Here is a 25,946-nt window from a genome sequence, read left to right as displayed (position 1 = left end):
TTTTGTGAATTCAAAGATGGAAATCTGTCTATGTAAGAAAAATTTAAATTACTACTGAGATAATTAATTGCTGTTAAATGATCAGTTAAGCGGTTTTTGAATTTTAAAAGACTCTAAATACTTGTGTCAACATAAATATTTTAACCAAGGTATTTGTTGATTAACCCTCTATCCTGAATTTTTGATATAACTTTACATAATATATATTATACGAAGTTGTATATTACTACTGCAGTATGATGAAATATATCAAACCTAAATCACCCGCTTGAACTCAAGCAAAAATTACTTGATATTCAAAAGTTGCTAAAAGTTTTCTGATAAAGATTGACAGTGTATTTTTATGATTTAGATAGAAATTTTAGTTTTAAATTTAATTTACAATATAAAAATTATGCGAACAGATATAAAATACTACCCCAAAAAATAGTTAAACTATACGTCATTAATTTCTATATTCAAAATAACTAGCATAAATATGGAAAAATATAAATAAAAGCGCTTTCTAGGCTTTATAAATATATAAACCCAATTAGTTGTTCTCTTTTTTAAACAAGCGCCTTTCTACTCGCAGACCTGGCAAGCGAAAGCAGTCTTTGATATAATATTTGCCACTCTTTCCTTTTTCACTTTAAGGTTATTAATTGGTGCTTTTTTATTTTATTTTCTCAAAAAATAGCTTACAATACTATGTGGGGTATAGTTTAAAACATTTAGTTTGAGTTTAATTTTGCTAAAAGCAAGTGTTTTATTCATTATTTTTTTATTTTAATGTTTAATTCTATAATTAATCTGTTATTATAGAATATGGATTTATTTTTTTGAAAGGGTTGAATTTATTCCATGAGTATAAATTTAGGAAAAGAAATATGTCGCAGGCGACGTGAACAGAAATTAACCCAGGAGGATCTCGCTGAATTAAGCGATTTATCGGTCAATTTTATTTCCCGTCTTGAGCGTACCAAAAACCAGAATATTAGTATTCAAAAGCTTGACTCCATTGCCAGAGCCTTAAATACAACTACACCAGATATTATTATGAATGCCTATCGCTTTAAAGAAGTTAAAGTTGAAAATCATCAAGATAATACTCCAGTATTTATTAAGAAGGTTCTTAATGAACTTAGAAAAATGTCACCTGACAAAGCTGAAAGAGTATGCAAATCATTCATCATTTTGGCTAAGGAAATTAACAAAGATTAAAAAAACACGAAATAGATTTTCTCTATTTCGTGTTTTTTAAATTACTTAAAAGCTTCAGTTAACGGTGGCACAACCTGTTTCTTTCTTGAAACAACACCTGGCAAGCTAATTTCAGAATCCTTAACCTCACCAAATGCCTTTTCAAATGAAGCCAAAGCCTCATCTGAACCTATAACTAATGCAGTTGAATCTGAGTCAAGTACATTAGTTATAAGCAGCATGAATAAATCGTAGCCTTCAGACTTGGCTGAATCGCTCATTGTCTTTAAGAAAGCCTCTTTACGTTCCAAAGCCTCTGGTAAGTCAACTACATTGATTTGAGCAACCCGAACGTTCTTACCGTTCAAATCAAATGATTTAGCATCTAAATCAATTAATTCTTCTTCCGATTTACTTGCTATATTAGTACCAGCCTTCAATTCTTCCAAACCATATTTTTGGTAATCCACATTAGCAATTTCTGCAAGTTCTTGAACGGCCTTTTTATCTCTCTCAGTAGTAGTGGGCGATTTTAGCAATAATGTGTCTGATATTATTGCAGAGAGCATAATTCCAGCAATATTTTGAGGAATTTCCACCTTAAAATGCTTGTACAGTCCAAACATAATCGTACTGGTGCAACCTACAGGTTCTGCAAGATAAAACAGAGGCATACTTGTATTAAAATTCATAATTCTATGATGGTCAACCACATGAGTTACAGTTACTTTATCAATATCGGAAACGCTTTGCTGCGGTTCATTATGATCGACTAGCATTACCTTCTGCACTTCATTAGCAGCTGTTTTAATAACTCTTGGTGCTTCAAAACCAAATTTCTTTAACGCAAAGGCTGTCTCATCGTTAGGCTCACCTAAAGCAACCGCTTCTGTATTGTAGCCTAATTTATTTTGCAAATATGAATAAGCAATTGCAGTTCCTATGGCATCTGTATCTGGATTTTGATGACCAAAAACTAATTCTTTTTCCATTTAACTTTCCCCTGTTTCTTTTAAATTTTTTACTTATCTTCTAGTTTACCTAATAAAACCTTTTCTTCCCAGTAAAATGTAAATTTTAGTTTAAATAATTTATTATGTCTTAGCACATGTATGAAGAATTATGCTTGCAAAAACTTTTTAAATTCGGCTAAAAAGTTTTCAATCCGAGGAACTTCTTTCTTACCCTTGCGATAAATAATTGATGTTGTAAATTTGGGAACACCTTTTAAAAATACTGGTGTTAAATCAATTTCGTCTTGGTGGAGCTGATAATATGATTCACCTACAACTGTCTCATAATCAGTTTCCTGCGCTGTATCAACCATTTGCTTGGTTGAAGTAAAGGTTAAAGGAACATTTAACCCGTTTTTAGCATTTAATTTAGAGCCTAATTTATCTTTTAACAATTGAGTTAAGTAAAAACTATCCGGATAAAGTACCCAATTTTTTCCTAAGAATTTGGAAACTGGGTATGCCTTTTTTGCCTTAAATTTAGAATTGTGTGTCAAAATTGTCAATCTCTCTTGTGTGACTTTCATTCGTTCATACTGATTCTGAATATTGGATTGACTTTTCCTAGCAGTTTCAGGAACATAAAGCAACCCTAAATCAATTAAATTATTATCAAGATTATACCAAAGATCTTTCCGGTTAAAATAAGAGACACTAATAGTTATATTCGGAAACTTTTGGTTAAACTCAATCAAAAACCGTCTGAGAAGATCAGAATCAACACTTTCTAAAACACCGATTGCAATATTACCCTTATCAGCCTGAGTAAATTCTTGAATATCACTAACCACAGAATTAATGGTTCCAAGCAATTGAATCGCTCCAGTTTGCAATTGCTTACCCGCTTCCGTTAGGTAAAGCTTTTTGCCCATCTGCCCAAATAACGGTGTTCCAATTGCATGCTCGATTTTCTTAATTTGTTGAGTTAAAGCCGGTTGAGTAATGCCCAGGATCTGGGCTGCCTGGGTATAATTCATAGTATCAATTAATTGCAAAAAATAATGTAAGGACTTGGTTGAGAGTATTGTATCTGTTTTAGGCATAAAATTATTCCTTCTATCTTAACAAGAATATGGCTCTATATATATGCTATTATCAATCAAAAACCCCTTTGTGTCAAAGTATTATTGTAATTCAATAAAGCACTTTCACAATTTATTGATATCATTAAATAAACTAAAATTAATTATTGCTTAATGGCCTACTTAGTTTTATATTAACTGGCTCCCCGTCACTAGTAGTATCAATCACAAATGAACCATTCGAATATCTATCACCTAACGGATAAGCACTAGTTAAGATCTTTATGTGCCTCTTACTCTTAGTGGTTACAATTAAAGTATGGTCTTGCCCATAAGACGTAACCGCAACAATGCGGTGAGGTTTAGTTTTAAGTTCTCTTAATACAAGTACTCCTCGTTTAGCCCGTGATACTTTATTTACTAAATCAGCTTTAAATTGTTTAAATGCCCCCCTTTGTGTAATTATTCCAACATGAACCAGGTCAAGATAGTCAGGATTTATTAAGATATATGAAATGACATAGTCCGCAGGCTTCAGATTGACAGACTTTACTCCAAACGATTTGGCGCCAGATTCTGGAATTTCTGCCAAATTATAGCGAATAGCATATGCGTTATGAGTAAATAAAATTATTTCGTCATTACTGTTACTCTTAACTAAATCAACGCGGACGACCATACTGTCTGGTTTTTTCATTTTTAGCGCTGTAATTGCTCGTGAACGATAAGTTCTTGTAGGTTGCAAATTACTTAATTGTAATTGTTTGATATAGCCATCGTTGGTAGCAAGTAAAAAGTTGACACTTTGCTTTAAATTGTCAAAGTCAAATACACGAATAATGTTTTCATCCTCATTTAAACCAATTTCTTGAGACAAATGTTGGCCAGTTTCCTTCCACTTTGCCTCAACTAGTTCATTTACTGGACGGTAAATGACATTTCCCCGACTGGTAAAAAGATATAAATTGGTTAAAGTAGATACTGTTTTTTCAAATACTACATCATCCCCGCTTGGCAAGCCGTTATCCTCATCATCACTTGACTGCCAGGAACGAATAGAAGATCTTTTCAAGTAGCCATCGCGACTTATCAACACACGTACCTGTTCATCGGCTACTAGAGCTTTTTCATCAATTTGGATCTTAGCATTTGCAGAAGAAATTTCGGTCCTTCTCGGATTACCAAATTCTTTTTTAACAAGTGATAGTTCTTTAACTATTTCCTTTTCCAAAGTTTTGTTATTAGATAAAAGCTCCTTAAAACGAGCTATCTTTTCGCTTAATTCCGTTTGCTCTTTAACTAAAGCATCTACATCGGTATTAGTAAGTCTATATAGTTGCAAAGAAACAATTGCTTCTGCTTGTCGAGCTGAAAATTCAAATTCATTAGACAAATTTTTCTTAGCTTCGGTCTTATTCTTTGATGCCCGAATGACTTTGATAACTTGATCTAAAATGTCCATGGCATGAATCAAGCCCTGGATAATTTCCAGATGTTCTTCAGCTTTATTTAAATCATACTTAGTTCTTTTGGTAACTACTTCTTTTTCATGTTCTAAGTATGAAGACAAGATGTGCTTTAAACCAACCTGCATTGGCGTCATGTGATCAATTGCAACCATATTGAAATTATAGGAAACCTGCAGTTCAGTATTTTTAAAGAGATAATTTAAAATATTTTGTGCATCGGCGCCCTTTTTCAATTCGACTACAATTGACAAACCATGACGGTCAGTTTCATCCCGAACCTCAGCTATACCATCAATTTCTCTGTTAAGCCGAATCTCATCCATTTTTTTAACTAACAGGGCTTTATTAACAGCAAAAGGAATTTCCGTAATTACAATTTCCTCACGGTGCCCTCTTATTTCTTGAATAGAAGATTTAGCTCTTACCTGAATACGGCCACGTCCTGTTTCATAAGCTTCACGTAAGCCTTTTTCACCCAGAACGATGGCACCAGTTGGAAAATCAGGACCTTTGACAAATTGCATCAGATCGTCAAGAGTGGCATTAGGATTTTTTAAAAAATAGATAGTGGCATCAATTACTTCGGTTAAATTATGTGGTGGTATTTCCGTGGCGTAACCTGCTGAAATACCGGTAGAACCATTAACTAGTAAATTGGGAAAACGTACCGGTAAAACGGTGGGCTCATACTCGGTATCGTCAAAATTCAGGACCATATTGACTGTATTTTTATCAATATCCTGCAGTAACATGTTAGATATTTTACTCAAACGAGATTCAGTATAACGCATAGCTGCGGGACCATCCCCGTCCATTGAGCCGTTATTACCATGCATTTCAATTAATGGCTCACGCATTTTCCAATCTTGTGAGAGGTGGACTAAAGCTCCATAAATTGAACTGTCACCATGAGGGTGAAAATTACCCATAATATTACCCACAGCTTTAGCTGCTTTTTTAAATGGTTTGTCGTAAGTATTGTTATCCTGGAACATGGCATAAAGGATTCTTCTTTGCACGGGTTTTAACCCGTCACGAATATCCGGTAAGGCCCGTTCCTGAATAATGTATTTGGAATATCTTCCAAAACGTTCACCCATGACCTGCTCAAGCGGCATTTCACGAATTCGTTCTTTTGTAGACATTAATTAAAAACCTCTTTTATTCATTTTCTTCTTCTAAAATTGAAGTGTTATCGCCTAATCTAAACTTAACATTTTCTTCAATCCATTTTCGTCTGGCTCCAGCCTTATCTCCCATTAATGTGGTAACGCGCCGTTCTGCCAAAGCAGCATCATCGATTTTGACACGAATAAGCAGTCTGGTTTCCGGATCCATAGTTGTTTGCCATAATTGCTCAGCATTCATTTCTCCCAGTCCCTTAAATCGCTGTAAAGTATAACCGCGACCCATTTTCTTTTCAGCGGCAGCAAGCTCTTCATCGGTCCAGGAATATTGCACTTGAGCCTTTTTACCACGACCTTTTTGCAGACGATAAAGAGGAGGCAGAGCAATATAAACTTTACCATGTTCAATCATTGGCCTCATATAACGGTAGAAAAAGGTTAACAACAAAATCTGAATATGGGCACCATCATCATCGGCGTCCGTCATGATAATTACCTTATCGTAATTGGAATCTTCCACGTTAAATTCGGCTCCGACTCCGGCGCCGATAGTGTAGATCATGGTGTTAATCTCTTCATTCTTAAAGATATCTTGGAGCTTGGCCTTTTGGGTATTCAAAACTTTACCACGTAAAGGCAAGATAGCCTGGAACTTACGGTCTCTACCTTGTTTTGCGGAACCACCAGCTGAGTCACCCTCAACCAAAAATAATTCGTTCTTTTTGGGGTTGCGTGATTGTGCTGGAGTTAACTTACCTGAAAGCACTTCTTTTTTGCGCCGTTTTTTACCATTTCGACTTTCATTGCGCGCTTTTTTGGCAGCTTCACGAGCATCCCTTGCTCTTTGCGCCTTTTTTACCAGCTCTTGAGCCAGCTCGCCTTTTTCCATTAGGTAGTAAGACATTTTTTCATAGACAATCGCATCAACTACAGATCTTGCTTGCGGAGTACCTAATTTACCTTTAGTCTGCCCTTCAAACTCCAATAGCTCTTCTGGGATCTTAACTGATAAAACCGCGCTTAAGCCCTCACGATAATCCGACCCGTCAATATTTTTATCTTTTTTCCCTAACAAGCCCTGCTTTTTAGCATAGTCGTTAAAAGCACGCGTAAAGCCACTACGAGCTCCTACTTCATGAGTACCACCGTCTGAAGTGCGCACATTATTAACAAAAGAAACCAGATTTTCTGAGTAGCTGTCACTGTATTGACCGCTAAACTCAACTTCAATTTCATCTTGTTTTCCGGAAAAATAAAAAACATCGCTTAAAGAATCTTTACCCTCATTGAGATATGAGACAAAAGCTTTAATGCCATCATCATATTTAAAGTCATCATGATGTTCGGGTTCACGTTCGTCAGTTAAAACAAAGCGTACGCCCTTTAACAGAAAAGCAGATTCCCTGATGCGCTCTTGAATAGTTTCATACTTATATCTGATTGTTGAAAAAATTTTCTCATCAGGTTTAAAAGTAATGGTAGTGCCTGTCGGCTCTTTAGTTTTACCCAAACATTTTAAAGTTCCAACTGGATGACCACCATCTTTGAACTCTTCTTCATAAGCAGTGCCTTCTCGCACAACTTTCACATCCATATAACTGGAAAGAGCATTAACCACAGAGGATCCAACCCCATGAAGTCCACCTGAAGTTTTGTAGTTTTGCTCGGTAAACTTACCCCCAGCATGTAAAACGGTTAAGATGACTTCAATAGTGGGCTTACCCGATTTATGCATTCCAGTAGGCATACCCCGGCCAAAGTCACGAACCGTCACACTGTTATCTTTATGAATCGTCACGTCAATTTCGTTACCGAATCCGGCCATTGCTTCATCAACCGAGTTATCTACAATTTCGTAGACTAGCTGGTTTAAGCCATGCACATCAGTCGACCCAATGTACATTCCCGGCCGTTTACGCACGGCCTCCAGACCATGAAGAATCTGAATTGATGAGTCATCATAAGAATTTATTTTTTTATTTGTTTTAACCAAATAGACTCCTCCAGTTAAAAATCATTTATTATTTAGCCCGCAAACGCAATAATCTCTGCTAAAATAGCATTAGACTTTAAGAGAGTGGGATAAAAATGATAAATTTAAATTTAATTCTGATATTTATTCTAGCATATTTAATAGGGTCTTTTCCTACAGGCGTGATCGTCGGTAAAATCTTTTTTGCTGAAGATATTAGAAACTATGGCTCCGGCAATATCGGTACCACCAACTCTTTTCGCGTCTTCGGACCATTTGCCGGCAGTGTGGTTCTCATCGTTGACGTTTTAAAAGGAACACTCGCTACCAACTTGCCAAGGATATTCCATCTTAATGTGCCCAAATATATCCTATTAATTTCGGGTGGTCTGGCGATCTTAGGACATACATTCTCTATTTTTCTCAAATTTAAGGGCGGTAAAGCTGTAGCAACCAGTGCCGGCCTCTTCTTAGGTTATAATCTCAAGTTCTTTGGCATTTGTGCTCTTATTTTTCTACCATTAGTTTTTATCACGTCTTATGTCAGCCTTTCAAGCCTGATTGCTGTGGTTCTGATATTTATTGCAACTTTCTTTTTTCATGATGTTTTTTTGGAGATCATTGTTGGCTGCATCATGATTATCTTGTTTATTCGTCACAGAAGCAATATTAAACGCTTATTGCAGCACCAAGAAAATATTATTCCCTTTGGCTTGTGGTATTGGTATAAGAAAAAGCACCACAAACTATAATTGCATAGCAAATAAATACGGCTAGCCTCAACAGCTAGCTATTATATTATAGATGTATGAACACTTGTTCGCAATATTTAATTTTTATTTTGGTGATATAAAAAAAGGAAGTCTGGTACTTCCTTTTTTGCGTCTATTATCTTGAACTCAAAATTTATTCGTCTTGGTCATGGAAAGCCATGCTAAAACCAGCAGTAAAAGTTTCTCCCGCTTCCAGATGGTTCATACCATACTTCTCTTCCAGCTTTTGGTTGGTATCAAAGCGGTCTGCTATCCCCCACCACGGTTCAATACAGACATAATCGGCAGTTGTTGGATATTGTGACCACACACCCACAAAAGGTGCATCTCGCAACCACACATTTACATGAAAATTATTAGCATCAGTTTTTAAAGATATCCTATTATCGTGGCCGCGCATTTGAAAAATCAGCGCGTCATTTTTAAATAGATGATCACTAAGAGTAATTAAGCTATTAGTAGAAGCCAACGACCGATTAGGCCAATCTAGAAATGCGCCCTTCAAAGGAATATGAACACGCGCACGAGAAGGTTTGGTACTAAAGTAAAAATCTTCCTTAGATAAGGTATTACTTGTAGGAATATTGAATCCAGGGTGACCACCAATACCAAAGATCATTTCGCTATCCGTTTTGTTAACAACAGAGAAGTTTTCTTCTAAGAGATTATTGAGTAAATTGTAATTCACTCGTAGTTCAAACTTGAACGGATAAACCTTCCTGGTCTCTTCAGAGTCAGTCAGCAAAAATGTAATACTTTCATCTGTATGACGCACCACTTGAAACTCTAAATCACGGGCGAAACCATGTTGAGTTAAATGATAGGTTTTCCCTTGGTAAGTATATTCGTCATTTTTTAGTCTGCCGACTATTGGAAAAAGAACAGGTGCATGCCGATTCCAGACTTGAGGATCTGCCTGCCAAATATACTCGTATCCACTATGTAAACTTTTTACACTTTGCACTTCAGCACCCTTACTAGCGATTTCAACTTTAAGAATGCTATTTTTGATAGTGTAATTCATGTTTAATCATCACCTTTGTTAAAGAATGAACTTAGTTAGATCTTTATTTGTTATTATATCACTAAGTTTTTCATTAACATATGCTTCAGTTACAGTAATTTCTCCCATTGTCATGTCCGGTCCTTCGTATAAGACATCTTCCAGCAACTTCTCAAGAATTGTTGACAACCGTCTGGCACCAATATTATCTGTTCCCTGGTTAACATCGTAAGCAATTTGCGCAATCCGCTCAACTGCTTCTTGTGTGAAGACTAACTTTATCCCATCGGCTTTCATCAATGCTACATATTGTTCTAATAATGAGTCCTCTGGGTCCTTAAGTATTTTAACGAAGTCATCCTTTGACAAGGCATTAAGTTCCACTCTAATTGGGAAACGTCCTTGTAATTCGGGGATAAGGTCACTCGGCTTGGACTCTGAAAAAGCGCCAGCTGCAATGAAGAGAATATGGTCTGTAGTTACCGGGCCATATTTAGTTTGAACTGTTGAACCTTCAACAATTGGCAAAATGTCTCTTTGCACACCTTCACGCGATACTTCACCGGAAGTTTTTTGGTTGCCAGCTGTAATCTTATCAATTTCATCAATAAAAATGATTCCATTATTGGCGGTACGTTCAATTGCCTTTTGATAAAGAGAATCATAATCAATCATTTTGCGGGATTCTTGCTGAATTAAAACTTCCCGGGCATCTTTGACAAGGAGAGTTCGTTTGATTTTCTTCTTAGGTACTAAATCATTGAGCATTGAACTCATATCAATTCCCATTTGCCCCATCATGTCACTCATCGGGTTAACCTTTGGTGCCTGGTCAACTTCGATTGTAACCTCACGATTTTCAAGGAGACCTTTATTCAACTGTTCTGAAACAGTCAATCTCTCATTGCGAATATCATCTGTTATTTCTTCTTGATCTGCTGGTGAATTCTGGTCATTGTTTTGACCAGCCGCCATAATCATCGACATCATGTCTTGCCATTCCTGCATTTGATTCTTGCGTTTGTCACGCTTAATTCCGGGCACAAGCAAGCGCACTAAAATTTTATTGGCTTCTTTAGCTGCCTGAGGGCGAACGCGATCAAATTGATCCTTTTCTTCCATACGAACCGCTTCATTGACCAAATCGCGGACCATCGATTCCACATCACGACCCACATAGCCAACTTCAGTAAATTTAGTCGCTTCTACCTTAACAAACGGAGCATTGACAATTGCGGCCAGCCTTCTAGCAATTTCTGTTTTACCAACACCAGTAGGGCCAGCCATTAACAAATTCTTAGGAGTAATATCCTCCTGCATTTTCTTTGGCAGTTGCATTCTGCGATAACGATTATACAAAGCAACAGCAACAGCCTTCTTGGCCTCATCCTGTCCGATTATATATTCATTAAGTAAGTTAACTATTTGTTTAGGTGTTTTGGTTTCCATATTTTTTACTCTCCGTTATTACAATTCGTCTGTGATAATCTGATCATCAGTGAAGATATCAATTCCAGAGGCTATTTCAACGGCTTCATGAGCAATTTCACTGGCAGTCATATTAGAAGAATGTCTGGTCATTGCAATTGCAGCCGCTTGGGCAAAATTTCCGCCAGAGCCAATCGCCACTACATTTTCATCGGGTTCAAGCACTTCACCGTTTCCCGAGATTAGCAAAAGATCTTTTTCATTAAACGCAATCAGCATTGCTTCCAGCTTTTGCAAAGTGGCATCCTTACGCCAAGCCTGGGCCATTTCAACGGCTGCCCTGCGTAAATCTCCACCAAAAGCTTCCAGTTTACCTTCAAGCATATCCTGCAAACTGACAGCATCGGCTACACCACCAGCAAAACCAATTACCACTTGATCATGATAAATTCGTCTTATTTTTTTAGCAGTAGCTTTGGCTATTACTTTTTCTCCTAAAGTAACCTGGCCATCACCAGCAATTGCGGTTTTACCATTAAATTTTACTGAACATATTGTTGTCATTATTTTGCCTCATCTTTCTTATCGTTGCGAGCAAAGTATTTTTCATAGTTTGCCTGCAAATGACTCATAGTTACATGCGTGTATATTTGAGTTGTTGACAAATTATCATGGCCTAAGAGTTCTTGTACACTACGCAAGTCGGCGCCGTTATTCAACATTGCCGTTGCAAATGAATGGCGCAACTCGTGCGGATGTACTTTACCATTAATGCCAGCTCCATTGAAAACTTTTTGCATGATATACTCGATACCACGTTCTGTTAGCCGCTTTCCTGTGTTGTTTAGAAATACATAGCCTAAATCTTCCTGATCATTTAAAAGTTGCTTGCGACCATCTTCCAAGTATTTGACCAAAGCAGCTTTAGTCTGATCGTCAAAAGCAACATACCGATCTTTATTACCCTTACCATGAACTAAAATTATCTTTAAATCTAAATCTATTTGTTTTCTTTTTAAATTGCTTACTTCACTGACCCTCATCCCCGTAGTATAAAACAATTCAATTAATGCCAAGTTACGCAAAGTTAACGGGTCAGTTCCAGATAATGAGTCAAAAACCTGCTTAAGTTCAGGAGCATAAAAGAACTGAGGTAGTTTGCGCTCTTTGGCACGTAGAATTATAGTCTGGGTTGGATCTATTTTAACAATTTTGCGTCTAGTTAAAAAGCGGTAAAACGATCTAAGACTAGACATCTTGCGCGACTGTGTCGAACGCGCTAAATTTTGATCGGCTAAGTGCTGCAGATATATTTCAATGTCTCTTCTACCTATTTTTTCCCAACCATCAAATCCCCCTGAATCCTGCCAAAACCTTTTTGCAGATTTTAAGTCGGTTTGATAGGAGACAATTGTTTTAGGGCTGTACTGACGCTCATTGAGTAAATAGTCGGTAAAAAGAACTAGTAAATCATCTTGTTGCTCATTCATTTAATTCAATACTTTCTGTTGAAATTCCTTTAAGTTCTCTAAACTTCTCTGGCTTATTTGTAAATGACGTTCTTTCTTATTACGGATCTTACGCCCTTCTAGTCCAGGAATTAGTGCAAAGCTGGCATTCATTGGCTGAAAATGCTTAATATCGGCGCTAGTGACATAATTAGCCATCGAACCTAAAGCAGTTAATTTGGGAAAAGTCACCGGTTCTTGACCATTAGCTCTTCTGGCAGCATTAATTCCACAAACAAGACCACTGCCGGCACTTTCAACGTAGCCTTCAACCCCGGTAACTTGACCAGCAAAAAATAAACCAGGCTGCTTTTTTGCCTCATACGCTGGAGTTAAAACTGCTGGTGAAGCCATATAAGTATTGCGATGCATTTTACCGTACCTAATAAAACGAGCATGAGCAAGTCCGGGAATCATTGAAAAAACCCGTTTCTGTTCACCGTATTTAAGATGCGTTTGGAAACCAACTATATTATACATTGTTGCTATTGCATTATCCTGCCTGAGCTGAACCACAGCATAAGGAATTTTACCAGTAGTCGGATCTTCTAACCCTACCGGCTTAAGGGGACCAAAAAGCATTGTCTTAGGTCCTCTTTTTGCCATGACCTCAATCGGCATGCAACCTTCAAAAACATCACTGTTTTCAAAGTCGTGAACTTCAGCCGTTTCGGCATTGACTAATTCCCGCGCAAAATTCTCATACTCTTGCTTTGTCATGGGGCAGTTTAAGTATGCAGCCTCTCCCTTGTCATAACGTGATTTCTTATAAACGATATTCATATCGATCGAAGCAGCAGCAATTATCGGAGCTGCGGCATCAAAGAAATGCAAACTTTCTGCACCAGAAAACCTTTGTATTTCTGCGGCAAGCTTGTCACTAGTTAAAGGACCCGTTGCAACAATGGCAATCGTGTCAGACGGGATTTGTGTAATTTCTTTTGTATGAAAATTAATGTTAGGTAAAGAGTGCAACTTGCTTGTGACATAGCCGCTAAATTCAGTCCGATCAACTGCAAGTGCTCCTCCTGCAGGAACTTGAGATTGATCAGCAGCCGCCATAATTAATGAATCAAGTTGCCGCATTTCTTCTTTTAATAATCCAACCGCGTTAGATAATTGATTCGAACGCATTGAGTTAGTACATACCAGTTCGGCCAGCTGGTCTGTTTTATGAGCAGGTGTCATTTTTTGCGGACGCATTTCATAAAAATCAACCGTGATTCCACGTTTGGCTAATTGCCAAGCTGCTTCACTACCAGCCAAGCCACCACCGACTACAGTTACTTTTTCAGGCATATCATCATATTCCTTTACTAAAATTATTTTCTTATATACAAGAATATCATCAAACCACAAATGATCTGATGATATTAACATAAATTTAACTTTCTATCGGGTTTTTCTCATTATTAGCTTCTTCTTTATAATCGCCGTTCGGACAGAGGACAACAGGCCCCTTTTTATTTCTCTTTTCAATGAGAAAATGACCACAGTTGGGACAATTACGGTTAATCGGTTTATCCCAGGAAACAAAATCACAATCCGGGTAGCGCGAGCAACCATAAAATTTACGGTTACGCTTAGACTTTTTCTCAATTACGTCACCCTTACCACATTTAGGACAGGTAACGCCTATTTTTTTCACTATTGCTTTAGTGTTACGACAATCAGGGAAACGAGAACAAGCATAAAACTTACCATAACGTCCCATTTTAATAACCATTGGTGCGCCACAGATGTCACAATTAAATCCTGCAGGCTCATCTTTAATTTGCACCTTTTTAATACCGGCATCGGCCTTGTCTAATTCTTTTTTAAAGGGATGGTAGTACTCATCAATGACTTTAACCCAGTTTTTCTTACCCTCTTCGATTCCGTCAAGGTCATTTTCGAGTTGAGCCGTAAAATCGATATTGACGATGTCAGGGAAAAACTGCTCAATTAAATTGTCTACGATCTCTCCCAACTCGGTTGGGACAATTGCTTTACCATCCAACTTCACGTAATAACGCCGCTGAATTGTATCAATAGTAGGCGCATAAGTTGAAGGCCGACCGACACCATTTTCTTCTAGCGCATGAACCAAACTTGCTTCGGTATATCTAGCAGGTGGCATGGTAAAATGTTGCTTATTATCTGATTTAGTCAGTTTGACTTCATCGCCATTATTTAATTCCGGCAGTTCAATATTGGTTTCCTGCTGGTTGTCATAAACCTTGGTAAAACCGGCAAATTTCATTTTAGAACCGGTTGTTCTAAAAATTATCCTATTTTGAGTGATATCTGCTCTGACCGTATCATATACAGCTGGGGTCATTTCACTGGCTAAAAAGCGGGACCAAATTAATTTATACAAACGATACTGTTCAGTTGTTAAAACGGATTTAAGCGACTCTGGTGTGCGATAGACGCTAGTTGGACGAATTGCTTCGTGAGCATCTTGAGCATCTTCTTGATTTTTAAAATGGCGAGTCCCTTTGGCAGCGTATTCTTTACCGTATTTCTCGTTTAAAAATTTGGAAGCTTCAGCCTGCGCTATGGGAGAAGTACGCTTGGAATCCGTTCTCATATAAGTAATTAGACCAACAGTACCCTGCTTACCCAGACTAATTCCTTCATACAATTGTTGAGCAATACTCATTGTTCTTCTAGTACGATAATTCAAGCGCTTATTGGCTTCTTGTTGCAAAGTGGATGTAGTAAACGGAGCAGCTGGTTGGCGCCGGCGCTCACGTTTAACCACATTCTCAACCTGAAAAATTTTCTTTTTATCGACTTGAGTTAGAACTTTTTGTACGGCATCATTATCAGGTAAATCAGTCTTCTTGCCGTTTATACCCCAAAATTGACCTTTAAAAGTCTTGGCCGCTTTTTTGAATTCGGCATCAATTGTCCAGTATTCCTGGGGCTTAAAGTTCTTGATCTCTTTTTCCCGATCAATCACCAGCTTTAAAGCAACTGACTGAACACGTCCAGCACTCAAGCCTTTTTTAACTTTTTCCCATAAAATAGGAGAAAGAGAGTAGCCCACAATTCTATCCAGAATTCTCCTGGCCTGTTGCGCGTTAACAGTATCCATGTCTATGGTTCGAGGATTTTTAAAACTGTTTTTGACGGCATCTTTAGTGACTTCATTAAAAGTAACTCGATTTTTGTCTTTTTGGTCTAAATTAAGAACATGGGCAACATGCCAGGCAATGGCTTCGCCTTCGCGATCGGGGTCGGATGCTAAATAAACATCTTTAGCTTTTTTAGCTTCAGACTTAAGTTCCTTAATGGTATCGCCCTTACCCCTAATTGAAATATACTTTGGCTTATAATTATGGTCGAAGTCAATTCCCATCTGTGATTTAGGTAAGTCACGAATGTGTCCTTTTGAAGCGATAACACGATAATTACGCCCCAAATATTTTTCAATAGTTTTAGCCTTTGCCGGAGACTCAACTATGACTAATGTTTTTTTACGTTTCTTTGGCTTTGATTTAGTAGGCATCAAAAGCCTCCTCATTAAATTCTTTTTTAAATACTTAATTGAGAATAGAATATTTAACTACTAATTGTCAAATCTTTCAAGTTAGAAATCAAAATCAGTAATGGGATAAGCTCCTGCTTGAATGAGTTTATTAGGTCCTTGAGAAAGCTCACTGGTAATTGGTCCCGGAACAGCATAAATATTACGATTTTCTTGTAAAGCTAAATTAGCTGTAATTAAAGACCCAGATTTTTGCTTGGCTTCTGTGACAATTACACTTTCAGCTATACCAGCTAAAATTCTGTTTCGTTGAGGAAATCTGAATGGCTTAGGCGGAGTATCTGGCAGGTACTCACTTACAATTAATCCTTTTTGTGCAATCTGTTCCTGCACATGACAATTTATCATGGGATAATAATGATTTAAGCCATTACCTACCACCGCTATAGTTTGACCATGATATTTTAATGTTGCTTTGTGTGCCATTACATCTACGCCTTTAGCCAAGCCACTGGCAATAACATAATCATTTTTTATTAAGTTAGGTACAATCTTATTCAAAACAATACTGCTGTAACTGGTTGCCTGGCGCGAACCGACTATTGTTACAATGTTTTTCTGCAGCAATTGCACATTACCCTGTAAAAATAAAATTAACGGTGGCTGGTATATTTGACGTAAGTTCTCAGGATATTCAGAATCAAAAAAACTGATAATTTGACATTGTTTTTCTACTCTTTTAATCATTTTGTCTGCACGCATGTCATTATAGGCATTAATGCAGGTTTTTATCAAGCTGTTTGTCAAGTCCAAATTTTTGATAGTTGAAATAGTGACCTCATCAACATTTAACTGACTTGCAACCCGTAACATCTTAACATAACCGATGTTTTTTTGTAATTTCAAGCGCAAAAGAAAGCTGGTAATTTTCATAAAAAAACCTCCTAAATACAAATACGTAAAAAGGAGGAATATTTTTTAATGATAAAAGGAATTTACAGGTGCAAAAGTCTTGCGGTGAATCGGGCATGGTCCGTATTTCTTAAGTGCTTGAATATGAGTTTGAGTGCCATAACCAGCATTTTCGTCAAAATGGTATTCAGGATAAATTCGGGCATAATCCGCCATCAATTTATCCCTAAAAACTTTAGCTACAATTGAAGCTGCGGCAATAGAGTTTGACTTAGAGTCTCCCTTAATTAATCGAATTTGCGGTAGATTAACCGGTACTTGCATAGCATCAACCAGCAAGGCATCAGTTTTAACATGTAAATCCTTTACCGCTTCAGCCATTGCCAACCGGTCTGCCTCGTATATGTTTACTTTATCAATAATCTCAGGACTTTTAACTCCAATTGCCACATCAACTGCTTTTTCTAAAATTAATGGATATAATTCTAAACGCCGACTGGCGCTTAATTTTTTAGAGTCATTAACATCAATTAGATCAAAACTGTTATCAATAACTACAGCCGCTGTCACGACCGGGCCCGCTAATGGACCTCTGCCTACTTCATCTACACCTGCAACTATTTGCTTTTTTGCCCAAAAAGTTTTTTCATATGCAAATCTTTTTAAAAAAGCGGCTTTCTTTTTAGCTAATTTTTGCTGACGATTATTGTAACTAAGTAGTAATTTCTGCACACCAACACGCGTATCATTTTTTAAGATATTCAAATCTTCTGGACTAACTGCATCCTTAGCAAGTAATTTTTTAATTTCTCCAATCGTCATATGCGATCTAATGTAATCCTTCCTACTTTTCCCTTGCGCAGCCTTTGTAATAGGTACATAGAAAAGCGATCATAATCATCACGCATGCCGTATTCTTCAGTTAATGCCAATAACAAATCAGTATCATTAATTCGTTCAATTTCAGCTTTTGGTGTGCGAGCAAACTTACTTAAATCGTTTAAATAATGTTTGCGCAATTTTGATAAAACAAATAAAGCAACATCATCGGCACTAAAAACAGTATCCTTGATGGCACCAAGAGCGGCAAGCTTTAATCCAACTGTTTGGTCTTCAAACTTAGGCCATAAAATACCTGGAGTATCTAAAACTTGAATATTTTCAGTAGTTTTTAACCAATTTTGACCCTTTGTTACTCCCGGTTTATTACCAACTTGAGTCACATTTCGGCCTACAAGACGATTAATAATGGTTGATTTACCACAATTAGGTATGCCGGCAATAGCCACTCTAATCACTGGGCTGACTGCCCCTTTTTGGGTCAACTTATTAATTTTATTAGCAGCAGCTTTTTTAATCATTTTCACTAATATCTGCATATTGGTGTTATGAAGAGAATCCAAAGCCATCACATATTTTCCTTTGGTGGTAAATTTTTTTTGCCATCTTTTAGTCATTATTGGATCAGCTAAATCTGCCTTATTTAAAATAATTAAGTGTGGCTTATCTCCCACCAATTTTTCGATCATTGGATTACGTGAGGATTGAGGAATTCTTGCATCCAAAACTTCAACGATGACATCAATCAAGCTCATTTTATCTTCAAGTTGATTCCGGGCTTTATTCATATGCCCCGGATACCATTGAATGTTAACCATTATCTGCCTTTCCCCAACTAAAATGGCTTCAAATTTCAAGGAAGCCTTAAATTAATACGTCATCTTTTCACGATACATTTGATATGCTTTATCAAAAATGCTCATACTTGGTAAATAGCCAGCGTTGAGCTCAAGATAATCAGATAATTTCTCATAATTCTGTTCTTGTTTAGGAAAAGTCTGATCATTTTGTGCGTTATTGGCAAATTGTGCAACTTCATCATTTGAATCAGCATTGCGCTGAGTCATCAAATAACGATAAAAACTTTCTCTATAGGCCAATTTCTACTCCGTATAATACAAAATTGCGTAAGCACCCATCCCTGCGTGTGTAGCAATAATAGGACTGGTTTCTCTCACCAAAACATCTATTTTGGAATTGATATCTTTAATTTTCTGGGCTAAATCAAGAAGCTTCTGCGGCGTACTACCATTTGCGACATAAGATATGCCAACTTCTTTAATTTTTTCTTTATTAGCTTCGATCTCATCTAAAATGCGCTTATCAAAAGCTAAAGAGAACTTCTTGCCGCGACCTTTTTTAGCAATTTTCAAATGGCCATTGGGCATCTGCAATTCAATTCTGATATTAAGCATGTTCACAATTTTGCCGGCTAAGGGACCCAAACGTCCACCCTTAATAACATTTTCTAAATTAACAACTAGTAAGTGTAAACGCTGAGTTTTTTTGATTTTTTCAATATGAGCTAAAATTTCAGGAATAGTCTTGCCTGCAGCTGCATCGCGTGCAGCAGCCAAAACCTGAAAGCCTTCAGAACGATCCGTCAATTCAGAGTCAACAATATGAACCAGATCAGATTTACCCGTTAATTTCACAGCCTGACGAGCAGCATCAATTGTTCCGCTTAACACTTTGGCTAGAAAAATGCCGATGACTTCACTGCCATCTTTAGTCAGCTCATTAATGGTATCAACTATTGTTCCGATTGGTGGTTGACTCGTGGTTGGCAACTTTTTAGACTCGCTCATTTTTTGGACAAATTGCTGTCTGGTTATTTCCACTCCATCAATATAGGTATTGCCGTCAATTGTGACCGACAAAGGCACAACGGTAATATGATATTTTTTTATTTCTTCTGGCGTTAACTGCGCGGAAGAATCAGTCAAAATTTTAATTTCTGACAACGTACTCGCCCTCAATTCTGCTTAGATGTTCTCATTTATGATAGAATGTGAACTGTATTAATTATAAATCATTATAGCAAAAAAACTTGTAAATAAAAGAAAGCGAACAAACTGTTTCATGATGAAATTGCAAAAGTTGTGGCAGGAACCTGCTCAAAGATCCAAAACATACTACTTAGTAGATAACATTTTAAGTGCTGTCACCCATGGTATCGGCTTCTGTTTAGCAGTAGCAGGTCTAGTTCTGTTAATCATTAAAGCAGTTTCAACCCATAGCCTCTTAAGAATCGTCACTTTTACTATTTATGGTTCCTGTTTGCTTCTCCTATATTTATTCTCTACACTTTTTCATAGTTTAATTTTTACCCGCGCCCGCAATGTTTTTCAAATTTTTGATCACTCATCAATTTTTCTGCTAATTGCTGGTTCGTATACCCCTTTTTCATTAGTCGCCATTGGTGGTAAATGGGGTATTTTACTGTTCAGTTTGGTTTGGATCATCGCTATATTTGGCATCATTTACTATATTTTTAATAGGGGTAAGCATGTAATACTTGATACTATTTTGTATGTCGCAATGGGCTGGCTCGTAATTTTGGCTGGCAACTACCTCTATGTTCGTCTCAGTCCCACGGGATTTTGGCTTTTAGTTGGCGGTGGCGTAGCTTATACAGTTGGTGCCCTTTTTTACACAATGAAAGGTATTCCCTTTATTCATGTAATCTGGCATCTATTCGTTATTTTAGGCTCAACCCTAATGTTTTTCTCCGTACTACTGTACGTTTGAATTACTTAATTTGCTCTAAATATTCTTGAATATCATCTTCAGAGTTGACTAATTCACCTGCAATGACTTTTTGCTTTATTTGATTAAGTATTTGTCCTAAGTTTGGTCCTGGCTTTACGCCATTAGCTATTAAGAATTGCCCGTCAATGGCAAGTTCAGACATTGATTTAATCGGCAATGCTGTATAGCGATCTACTAAAGCCTCAGAATTGATTGGTTGTCCTAAAATGTGAGCTACATCAATAGTGTTAAGGAGAGTCTCTTTACCAGCATTGAATAATTCAAGGTCAGAAGGAGATTTTGCAGAAATTAAATCAAACAAATTTACAATTTTTTTAACTTTTTCCGTCATGGCGTTTGAATTTTTCCAATCACGCATAAATTGAGTTATCTGATTATCCGTAATTTTCAATAAAATGATTATGATAGCCCACAAACTCGTTTCCATACTTGGGTTAAATTTCAATTTGGGATAGATCGCCAGCAACTCACTTTTACCAGCAAAATCTGGCACACCCTCACTTAATTTCGTCCGTAAAAAAACTTTGAAAGCTGCGCGTGAGTTGGTGCCAGTCCCCATTTTGACAAATTCATCACGAATTCTTTCAACTGAAATTTTGGGCAATAGTTGATGCATATCCATTACGGCTTTTTCAGTTTGAGGTTCCAGGTCAAAACAAAGCTGACTCATAAAACGAACAGCCCTCATCATCCGTAAAGCATCTTCATGAAACCTCTTCATTGGATCTCCTACTGCTTTAATGAGGTGCTTTTGTAAATCTCCTATGCCGTTGAAAAGGTCAATTATTTCACCCTTTCTATTCATCGCTAAAGCGTTAATGGTAAAATCACGCCTTTTTAAATCTTCAGCTAAATTTTGCACAAAAGTAACATGATCAGGTCTGCGAAAATCCTGGTAACCTGATTCTGTTCTAAAGGTAGTTATTTCATAGCTTGAACCGCCATGCAAAACGGTAACTGTACCATGCTTAATTCCGGTATCAATTGTTTTAGGAAAAAGCTGTTTAACTTCTTCTGGATAGGCACTGGTGGCAATATCAATATCATGTATCGGCCTTTTTAAAAGTAGGTCACGAACAGAACCACCAACAAAATATGCTTCATAATTTGCTTGTTCTAACTGTTGAAGTACGGGAAAAGCTGCTGTAAAAATAGCGGGTAAATTATTTATTTTCATCATTATTAAATCAACTCATTTATTAGTTTTTTTGTCTTTAATTTATGGTAGTCTTAAGGTAATGGTTTAGAAAAGAAAGTTTTTATTATGCAAAAAATTAACAAAAAAAGCATTATGGAACTGTTAATGATTATGATTGGCTGTGCGATTTATGCTCTCAGCCTTGACATGATTTCAGTACCAAATAAACTCACAGATGGTGGTATCAGCGGTATTACCTTGTTATTAAGACACTTCTGGGGCATTAATATGGGATTATCGTCCTTACTACTTAATATACCGCTAATCATCTTAGGATACCGTTTTATGGGCAAAAGACTGTTGGCCTATACTATTTGGGGAACATTATGGCTATCCTTTTTCCTATGGTTCTGGCGCTTAATTCCTATTATATCTCAATTAAACCTAGAACACGACCTCTTCTTGTCAGCAATTCTGGCGGGCACGCTTTCTGGCATTGGGTTAGGGTTAGTTTTTCGTTTTAATGGTACGTCAGGTGGTACAGATATTATCGCCAGAATTATGCAAATGAAATATGGCATATCTTCTGGCAAAGTTTTACTGTTTTGCGATACAATTATTTTATTATCTTCTTTAACATACCTTGACCTCAAACATATCATGTATACCCTAGTAGCAGCGTTTATTCTGTCTCGTGTTATGGACGCTGTTCAACAGGGTGCATATTCTGCACGTGGTCTGCTTATTATTTCTGATCATTATCAAGAAATTACAAAAATGATTGACTTAAAGCTTGATCGCGGTTTCACCTATCTTGAGGCTCGTGGTGGTTATAAAAAAACTAAAAGACCAGTAATTTACTTAGTAGTTTCTCCTAGAGAAATTCCCCTGGTAAAAGAATTAATAGCTGCAGAAGATCCCCAGGCATTTGTCAGCGTTATTGAAGTTCATGAGGTTTTAGGCGAAGGCTTTACTTATAAACAAAAAAGCCACCACCTGCTGATTAGGAAATAGCTTCATAAAGATTTAAAAAGGCAAATAACTCAAGTTTTTCGCAACTAGTTTATTTGCCTTTTTTAATTATTAAATTTAAGGTGGATGATTACAAAACTATCTGTTTTTTTCAAATCCAGGTAATCATATTAATTTAGCAATTATGACAGTAATTCATCATACATTTCCTGCATCTCAGTATCTTCGGGTTCGAGTTTTAGATATGCTTCTAATAATTCCCTTACGATGTCTTGAGAATTGGGTTCGGTATTAAAAAATAGTAGCATTTGCTTTAAAAAAGCACTATTATTTTTAAATTCTGGATAGGCTAATAAAAACTCACTTTTTGCTTTTGCACTTTGATCCAAATTTTGGTAAGAAAGAGCTAAATTCCAGTGAACCTGTGGTTCTAAGTCTTCATCGTCAACCTGGGCAAAAAGAGCAATGTTTGCTTCATTGTCATTTTCTCTAACGTAAAGATTAGATAACTGCAAACGCAAATCAAAGTTTTCAGGAAGTTTTTTTATTCCTTTTTGTAACAAGTTTTTAGCTGTATCTAAGTCATTCAACCTAACAGCTGCTTGTGCTCCTTTTTTATAAAGAACGGGGTCAAGTTCATTATATGCTATTCCTAATTGAGCCGAGCGTAATTCTTGTTCGTTATCGTTTTTATGCTCATATGCTGTAGTTAACAACCTGTAAGCATTAACATAATCAGGACTTTGATCGATTACTTCATTCAAATACTTAATTGCCTGGTCATCTTTATGCAGAGTTAACATTACCAAGGCAGCCTGATACTTACTGTCAATATCAAGAATATCATTGCCATTTTTAGCAATTACTTCCCCTGCCTCTTCGTAACGACCTAATTTGGCTAAAGTTTGAAACAGACGGTCATTTAAATTGACTTCACTAAATGTTTTATGACGCTTCAACAAATCTTGGTATCTGGAAAGTGCTTGTTCATAATGGCCACTCAGATAATCGAGTTCAGCCAAACCAAACTTTACGACATCTTCATCAGGTGCAATTTTTTCAGCTTCTAGCAGTTTTTGATAGGCCGTTTCCAGCAGACCGTTAGTCTGATAATAGTCAGCTTGAACAAGCAAGCTGTCAAGATAGGCGGAGGAGTCAGGACTAACATTATAAAGCAAAGTTAAACCATCATCATCTTGACCGTCATTTAATAATATCTCAGCTAAATAAATCTTAAACAAGTCTTCTTTGGGAAAACGGGCAATTAAACTGCGATAAATTTCCTTTGCTAGATCGGTAAATCCTAACCCCACCAAGTTCTCAGCTAGTGATGCTAAAATCTCTGGTTCATCTTTGTCCAAGGCTTTTTGTAATAATGACTTTTCTTGAGAAAAATCTTGCCGCTCAATTGCGTCAAGCAGCTTTTCCGAATAGCTCATTTTTCATTCCTCCATTATTTTATTTTAGCCGATCAGGTCAATTACAGCTACAAATAATATCAAACAAAAAAGATGATGGCGAATTAAGCCACCATCTTTTAAATAAAGTCATTGAGCTATTTAACAGCTTCCTTAAGAGCTTTACCAGGTCTAAATGCAGGTACAACACTTGCTGGAATTTGGATTTCATCGCCTGTTTGTGGATTACGTCCTTTACGAGCTGCGCGCTTACGCACTTCAAAAGTGCCAAAGCCAATTAATTGTACTTTTTTACCTTTAGCTAGATCTTCTTGGATAGAACTAAAAATTGCATCAACAGCTGTAGCTGCATCTTTTTTAGTTAATTTAGCTTTTGCTGCAACTTCAGTGACTAATTCTGCCTTATTTGCCATTGGGAATTCACCTCCTGTAACTTGAATCTCTTAGTAAGATCCTTATTTAATTCCTCAATTGAGGAACAGGGAATAAATGATTATTGGAACCACTTTTTTCCTTGATTTCAAAATAGCACAAAACCCTTGATACAACAAGCAATTACCTCTAAAAATGTGATTTTTGTGTCTTTGGTAGATACAAACTATTTTCTTTTTCGAGCAATAATTTTTATGGGAGTGCCGGAGAAGTCAAAATTCTCCCTTAATTGGTTAATTAAAAAGCGCTGATATGAAAAATGCATTAATTCAGGATCATTGACAAATACGACAAAAGTTGGTGGATTAGTGGCAACCTGCGTCATGTAGTAAACTCGTAATCTTTTTCCTTTAATCATAGGCGTCGGAACTAACTTACTTGTTTCTAGTAAGAGATCATTTAAAACGCTGGATTTAATTCTTTGTTGTTGATTATGAGAAACTCTTCGAACCATCTCTGGAATTTTAGCCAGATTCTGCCCCGTTTTTGCTGAAACAAACAAAATAGGAGCATAATCTAGGTACTGAAATTCTGAACGAATAATTTGTTCAAAATCCCTGCCACTGTTACTTGTTTTTTTAGGCAAATCCCATTTATTGACAACAATAATAATTCCTCTTCCAGCATCGTGGGCATATCCAGCAACATGCTTGTCCTGCTCTCTAATGCCTGTGCTGCCATCAAGTACTAGGCAGACTACATCAGAATGCTCAATTGCACCCATTGCTCTCATTACTGAGTATTTTTCAGTCTTTTCGTAAACTTTTCCCCGGCGCCTTATACCAGCTGTATCAACAATTCTAAATTTAGTACCATCTGTTTCAAAAGGGGTATCAACTGCATCACGGGTCGTTCCCTCTTCGTTATTAACAATTACACGATTTTCACCGACAAGGCGGTTGACAATTGATGATTTTCCTACATTAGGCCTACCTATTACACTAAAAGAAATTTGCTCCTTCTCATTTTGCTCCAAGTCTTTAGGCAAACTTTGCACTATTTGATCCAGCAAATCTCCAATACCCGTGCCATGCACACTTGAAACGGGAATAGGATCGCCAAAACCTAAGCTATAAAAATCATAAATGTCCATCCGCTGCTCTGGATTATCAGCTTTATTTACAGCTAAAATCACTGGCTTCTTAGTTTGATAAAGCATTTGGGCAATGCGCTCATCAAGATTTGTTACATGATTAGCGACATTAGTTAAAAAGATGATTACATCAGCTTCTTCAATTGCTATTTCAGCTTGGGCTCTTATTTCTTCTTCAATATTACTATTTTCCCAAGTTATTCCACCAGTATCAATCAAATCAAATGTGTGCCCCAACCATTCAGCTTGCGCATAATTACGGTCTCTAGTCACGCCAGGTTTATCTTCAACTATTGCTAACCGTTGATTAATAATCCGGTTGAAAAGCGTTGATTTACCAACATTAGGCTGTCCTACAATTGCAACTACGGGTAAAACCATTTTTCAGCCTCCTTTT

General features: G+C 36.9%; 23 protein-coding genes. 4 read left to right on the top strand and 19 right to left on the bottom strand.

The window, feature by feature from the left end:
* Positions 1-843 precede the first annotated feature (843 nt).
* Positions 844-1,203, top strand: coding sequence for a helix-turn-helix domain-containing protein (locus tag H3R29_RS02345; RefSeq protein ID WP_034979176.1), 360 nt, complete (start codon positions 844-846; stop codon positions 1,201-1,203).
* A gap of 41 nt (positions 1,204-1,244) precedes the next feature.
* Here the strand turns inward: H3R29_RS02345 and H3R29_RS02340 are convergent, their stop codons facing one another.
* The 4 genes from H3R29_RS02340 to parE all read right to left on the bottom strand — a co-directional run bounded on the left by H3R29_RS02340 (position 1,245) and on the right by parE (position 7,806).
* Entirely contained in the window at positions 1,245-2,174 is a 930-nt protein-coding gene (locus H3R29_RS02340) for a manganese-dependent inorganic pyrophosphatase (protein WP_046324819.1), read from the bottom strand.
* Between the two features lie 128 nt (positions 2,175-2,302).
* A complete protein-coding gene (locus H3R29_RS02335) occupies positions 2,303-3,238 on the bottom strand; it encodes a LysR family transcriptional regulator (RefSeq protein WP_198202468.1) in 936 nt (311 codons plus the stop codon).
* A 139-nt stretch (positions 3,239-3,377) separates the two neighbouring features.
* Positions 3,378-5,831, bottom strand: a complete 2,454-nt coding sequence (gene parC / locus H3R29_RS02330; RefSeq protein WP_198202467.1) for a DNA topoisomerase IV subunit A — start codon at positions 5,829-5,831, stop codon at positions 3,378-3,380.
* A gap of 16 nt (positions 5,832-5,847) precedes the next feature.
* On the bottom strand, positions 5,848-7,806 hold the full coding sequence (parE, locus tag H3R29_RS02325; protein WP_194240777.1) for a DNA topoisomerase IV subunit B: 1,959 nt from the start codon (positions 7,804-7,806) through the stop codon (positions 5,848-5,850).
* 95 nt (positions 7,807-7,901) lie between these two features.
* Between parE and plsY the strand changes: the two genes are divergently transcribed.
* A complete protein-coding gene (gene plsY, locus H3R29_RS02320; RefSeq protein ID WP_046324815.1) occupies positions 7,902-8,537 on the top strand; it encodes a glycerol-3-phosphate 1-O-acyltransferase PlsY in 636 nt (211 codons plus the stop codon).
* A 154-nt stretch (positions 8,538-8,691) separates the two neighbouring features.
* Here the strand turns inward: plsY and H3R29_RS02315 are convergent, their stop codons facing one another.
* The 11 genes from H3R29_RS02315 to H3R29_RS02265 all read right to left on the bottom strand — a co-directional run bounded on the left by H3R29_RS02315 (position 8,692) and on the right by H3R29_RS02265 (position 19,688).
* Positions 8,692-9,582: an aldose 1-epimerase family protein gene (locus tag H3R29_RS02315; RefSeq protein ID WP_198202466.1), complete on the bottom strand. Its 891-nt coding sequence runs from the start codon at positions 9,580-9,582 to the stop codon at positions 8,692-8,694.
* An 18-nt stretch (positions 9,583-9,600) separates the two neighbouring features.
* Positions 9,601-11,010: an ATP-dependent protease ATPase subunit HslU gene (gene hslU / locus H3R29_RS02310; protein ID WP_198202465.1), complete on the bottom strand. Its 1,410-nt coding sequence runs from the start codon at positions 11,008-11,010 to the stop codon at positions 9,601-9,603.
* An 18-nt stretch (positions 11,011-11,028) separates the two neighbouring features.
* Entirely contained in the window at positions 11,029-11,553 is a 525-nt protein-coding gene (gene hslV, locus H3R29_RS02305) for an HslVU peptidase proteolytic subunit (protein ID WP_046324812.1), read from the bottom strand.
* A complete protein-coding gene (gene xerA / locus H3R29_RS02300; protein WP_198202464.1) occupies positions 11,553-12,479 on the bottom strand; it encodes a site-specific tyrosine recombinase/integron integrase in 927 nt (308 codons plus the stop codon). Before xerA ends, hslV begins: the two co-directional genes overlap by 1 nt.
* Entirely contained in the window at positions 12,480-13,796 is a 1,317-nt protein-coding gene (trmFO, locus tag H3R29_RS02295; protein ID WP_198202512.1) for a methylenetetrahydrofolate--tRNA-(uracil(54)-C(5))-methyltransferase (FADH(2)-oxidizing) TrmFO, read from the bottom strand.
* Positions 13,797-13,881: 85 nt separating this feature from the next.
* Positions 13,882-15,993 carry a type I DNA topoisomerase gene (gene topA / locus H3R29_RS02290; RefSeq protein ID WP_198202463.1) on the bottom strand — a complete coding sequence of 704 codons (2,112 nt, stop codon included), beginning with the start codon at positions 15,991-15,993 and terminating at the stop codon, positions 13,882-13,884.
* 81 nt (positions 15,994-16,074) lie between these two features.
* On the bottom strand, positions 16,075-16,905 hold the full coding sequence (dprA, locus tag H3R29_RS02285; protein WP_110446067.1) for a DNA-processing protein DprA: 831 nt from the start codon (positions 16,903-16,905) through the stop codon (positions 16,075-16,077).
* A gap of 45 nt (positions 16,906-16,950) precedes the next feature.
* Positions 16,951-17,706, bottom strand: a complete 756-nt coding sequence (locus H3R29_RS02280; RefSeq protein WP_198202462.1) for a ribonuclease HII — start codon at positions 17,704-17,706, stop codon at positions 16,951-16,953.
* Positions 17,703-18,542: a ribosome biogenesis GTPase YlqF gene (ylqF, locus tag H3R29_RS02275; protein WP_198202461.1), complete on the bottom strand. Its 840-nt coding sequence runs from the start codon at positions 18,540-18,542 to the stop codon at positions 17,703-17,705. The genes H3R29_RS02280 and ylqF overlap by 4 nt, the downstream gene beginning before the upstream one ends.
* Positions 18,543-18,593: 51 nt before the next feature.
* Positions 18,594-18,824 carry a YozE family protein gene (locus tag H3R29_RS02270; RefSeq protein ID WP_046324806.1) on the bottom strand — a complete coding sequence of 77 codons (231 nt, stop codon included), beginning with the start codon at positions 18,822-18,824 and terminating at the stop codon, positions 18,594-18,596.
* A 3-nt stretch (positions 18,825-18,827) separates the two neighbouring features.
* Entirely contained in the window at positions 18,828-19,688 is an 861-nt protein-coding gene (locus H3R29_RS02265; RefSeq protein WP_110446064.1) for a DegV family protein, read from the bottom strand.
* Between the two features lie 121 nt (positions 19,689-19,809).
* Between H3R29_RS02265 and H3R29_RS02260 the strand changes: the two genes are divergently transcribed.
* The gene (locus H3R29_RS02260) at positions 19,810-20,475 is read left to right on the top strand and encodes a hemolysin III family protein (RefSeq protein ID WP_110446703.1); all 666 of its coding nucleotides are present in this window, start codon (positions 19,810-19,812) and stop codon (positions 20,473-20,475) included.
* Between the two features lies 1 nt (position 20,476).
* Here H3R29_RS02260 and H3R29_RS02255 read toward each other — a convergent pair whose 3' ends face one another.
* Entirely contained in the window at positions 20,477-21,676 is a 1,200-nt protein-coding gene (locus H3R29_RS02255) for a CCA tRNA nucleotidyltransferase (RefSeq protein ID WP_198202460.1), read from the bottom strand.
* 84 nt (positions 21,677-21,760) lie between these two features.
* Between H3R29_RS02255 and H3R29_RS02250 the strand changes: the two genes are divergently transcribed.
* Positions 21,761-22,648 carry a YitT family protein gene (locus tag H3R29_RS02250; protein WP_198202459.1) on the top strand — a complete coding sequence of 296 codons (888 nt, stop codon included), beginning with the start codon at positions 21,761-21,763 and terminating at the stop codon, positions 22,646-22,648.
* Between the two features lie 140 nt (positions 22,649-22,788).
* Here the strand turns inward: H3R29_RS02250 and H3R29_RS02245 are convergent, their stop codons facing one another.
* The 3 genes from H3R29_RS02245 to der all read right to left on the bottom strand — a co-directional run bounded on the left by H3R29_RS02245 (position 22,789) and on the right by der (position 25,930).
* Positions 22,789-24,045: a tetratricopeptide repeat protein gene (locus H3R29_RS02245; RefSeq protein WP_198202458.1), complete on the bottom strand. Its 1,257-nt coding sequence runs from the start codon at positions 24,043-24,045 to the stop codon at positions 22,789-22,791.
* A 116-nt stretch (positions 24,046-24,161) separates the two neighbouring features.
* Complete coding sequence (locus tag H3R29_RS02240) at positions 24,162-24,437, bottom strand: HU family DNA-binding protein (RefSeq protein ID WP_046324801.1); 276 nt, start codon at positions 24,435-24,437, stop codon at positions 24,162-24,164.
* Between the two features lie 185 nt (positions 24,438-24,622).
* Positions 24,623-25,930: a ribosome biogenesis GTPase Der gene (der, locus tag H3R29_RS02235; RefSeq protein ID WP_198202457.1), complete on the bottom strand. Its 1,308-nt coding sequence runs from the start codon at positions 25,928-25,930 to the stop codon at positions 24,623-24,625.
* Positions 25,931-25,946: the final 16 nt, after the last annotated feature.

The organism is Lactobacillus sp. M0393, assembly GCF_016102025.1.
GTDB classification, from domain to species: domain Bacteria; phylum Bacillota; class Bacilli; order Lactobacillales; family Lactobacillaceae; genus Lactobacillus; species Lactobacillus melliventris.
This window is presented reverse-complemented; position numbering and strand designations above follow the sequence as displayed.

Excerpts from the sequence above, each read along its gene's own strand:
- H3R29_RS02345 (WP_034979176.1), top strand. The coding sequence starts at position 844 with ATGAGTATAAATTTAGGAAAAGAAATATGTCGCAGGCGACGTGAACAG.
- H3R29_RS02340 (WP_046324819.1), bottom strand. The coding sequence starts at position 2,174 with ATGGAAAAAGAATTAGTTTTTGGTCATCAAAATCCAGATACAGATGCC.
- H3R29_RS02335 (WP_198202468.1), bottom strand. The coding sequence starts at position 3,238 with ATGCCTAAAACAGATACAATACTCTCAACCAAGTCCTTACATTATTTT.
- parC (WP_198202467.1), bottom strand. The coding sequence starts at position 5,831 with ATGTCTACAAAAGAACGAATTCGTGAAATGCCGCTTGAGCAGGTCATG.
- plsY (WP_046324815.1), top strand. The coding sequence starts at position 7,902 with ATGATAAATTTAAATTTAATTCTGATATTTATTCTAGCATATTTAATA.
- H3R29_RS02315 (WP_198202466.1), bottom strand. The coding sequence starts at position 9,582 with ATGAATTACACTATCAAAAATAGCATTCTTAAAGTTGAAATCGCTAGT.
- hslU (WP_198202465.1), bottom strand. The coding sequence starts at position 11,010 with ATGGAAACCAAAACACCTAAACAAATAGTTAACTTACTTAATGAATAT.
- hslV (WP_046324812.1), bottom strand. The coding sequence starts at position 11,553 with ATGACAACAATATGTTCAGTAAAATTTAATGGTAAAACCGCAATTGCT.
- xerA (WP_198202464.1), bottom strand. The coding sequence starts at position 12,479 with ATGAATGAGCAACAAGATGATTTACTAGTTCTTTTTACCGACTATTTA.
- trmFO (WP_198202512.1), bottom strand. The coding sequence starts at position 13,796 with ATGCCTGAAAAAGTAACTGTAGTCGGTGGTGGCTTGGCTGGTAGTGAA.
- topA (WP_198202463.1), bottom strand. The coding sequence starts at position 15,993 with ATGCCTACTAAATCAAAGCCAAAGAAACGTAAAAAAACATTAGTCATA.
- dprA (WP_110446067.1), bottom strand. The coding sequence starts at position 16,905 with ATGAAAATTACCAGCTTTCTTTTGCGCTTGAAATTACAAAAAAACATC.
- H3R29_RS02280 (WP_198202462.1), bottom strand. The coding sequence starts at position 17,706 with ATGACGATTGGAGAAATTAAAAAATTACTTGCTAAGGATGCAGTTAGT.
- ylqF (WP_198202461.1), bottom strand. The coding sequence starts at position 18,542 with ATGGTTAACATTCAATGGTATCCGGGGCATATGAATAAAGCCCGGAAT.
- H3R29_RS02260 (WP_110446703.1), top strand. The coding sequence starts at position 19,810 with ATGAAATTGCAAAAGTTGTGGCAGGAACCTGCTCAAAGATCCAAAACA.
- H3R29_RS02255 (WP_198202460.1), bottom strand. The coding sequence starts at position 21,676 with ATGATGAAAATAAATAATTTACCCGCTATTTTTACAGCAGCTTTTCCC.
- H3R29_RS02250 (WP_198202459.1), top strand. The coding sequence starts at position 21,761 with ATGCAAAAAATTAACAAAAAAAGCATTATGGAACTGTTAATGATTATG.
- H3R29_RS02245 (WP_198202458.1), bottom strand. The coding sequence starts at position 24,045 with ATGAGCTATTCGGAAAAGCTGCTTGACGCAATTGAGCGGCAAGATTTT.
- H3R29_RS02240 (WP_046324801.1), bottom strand. The coding sequence starts at position 24,437 with ATGGCAAATAAGGCAGAATTAGTCACTGAAGTTGCAGCAAAAGCTAAA.
- der (WP_198202457.1), bottom strand. The coding sequence starts at position 25,930 with ATGGTTTTACCCGTAGTTGCAATTGTAGGACAGCCTAATGTTGGTAAA.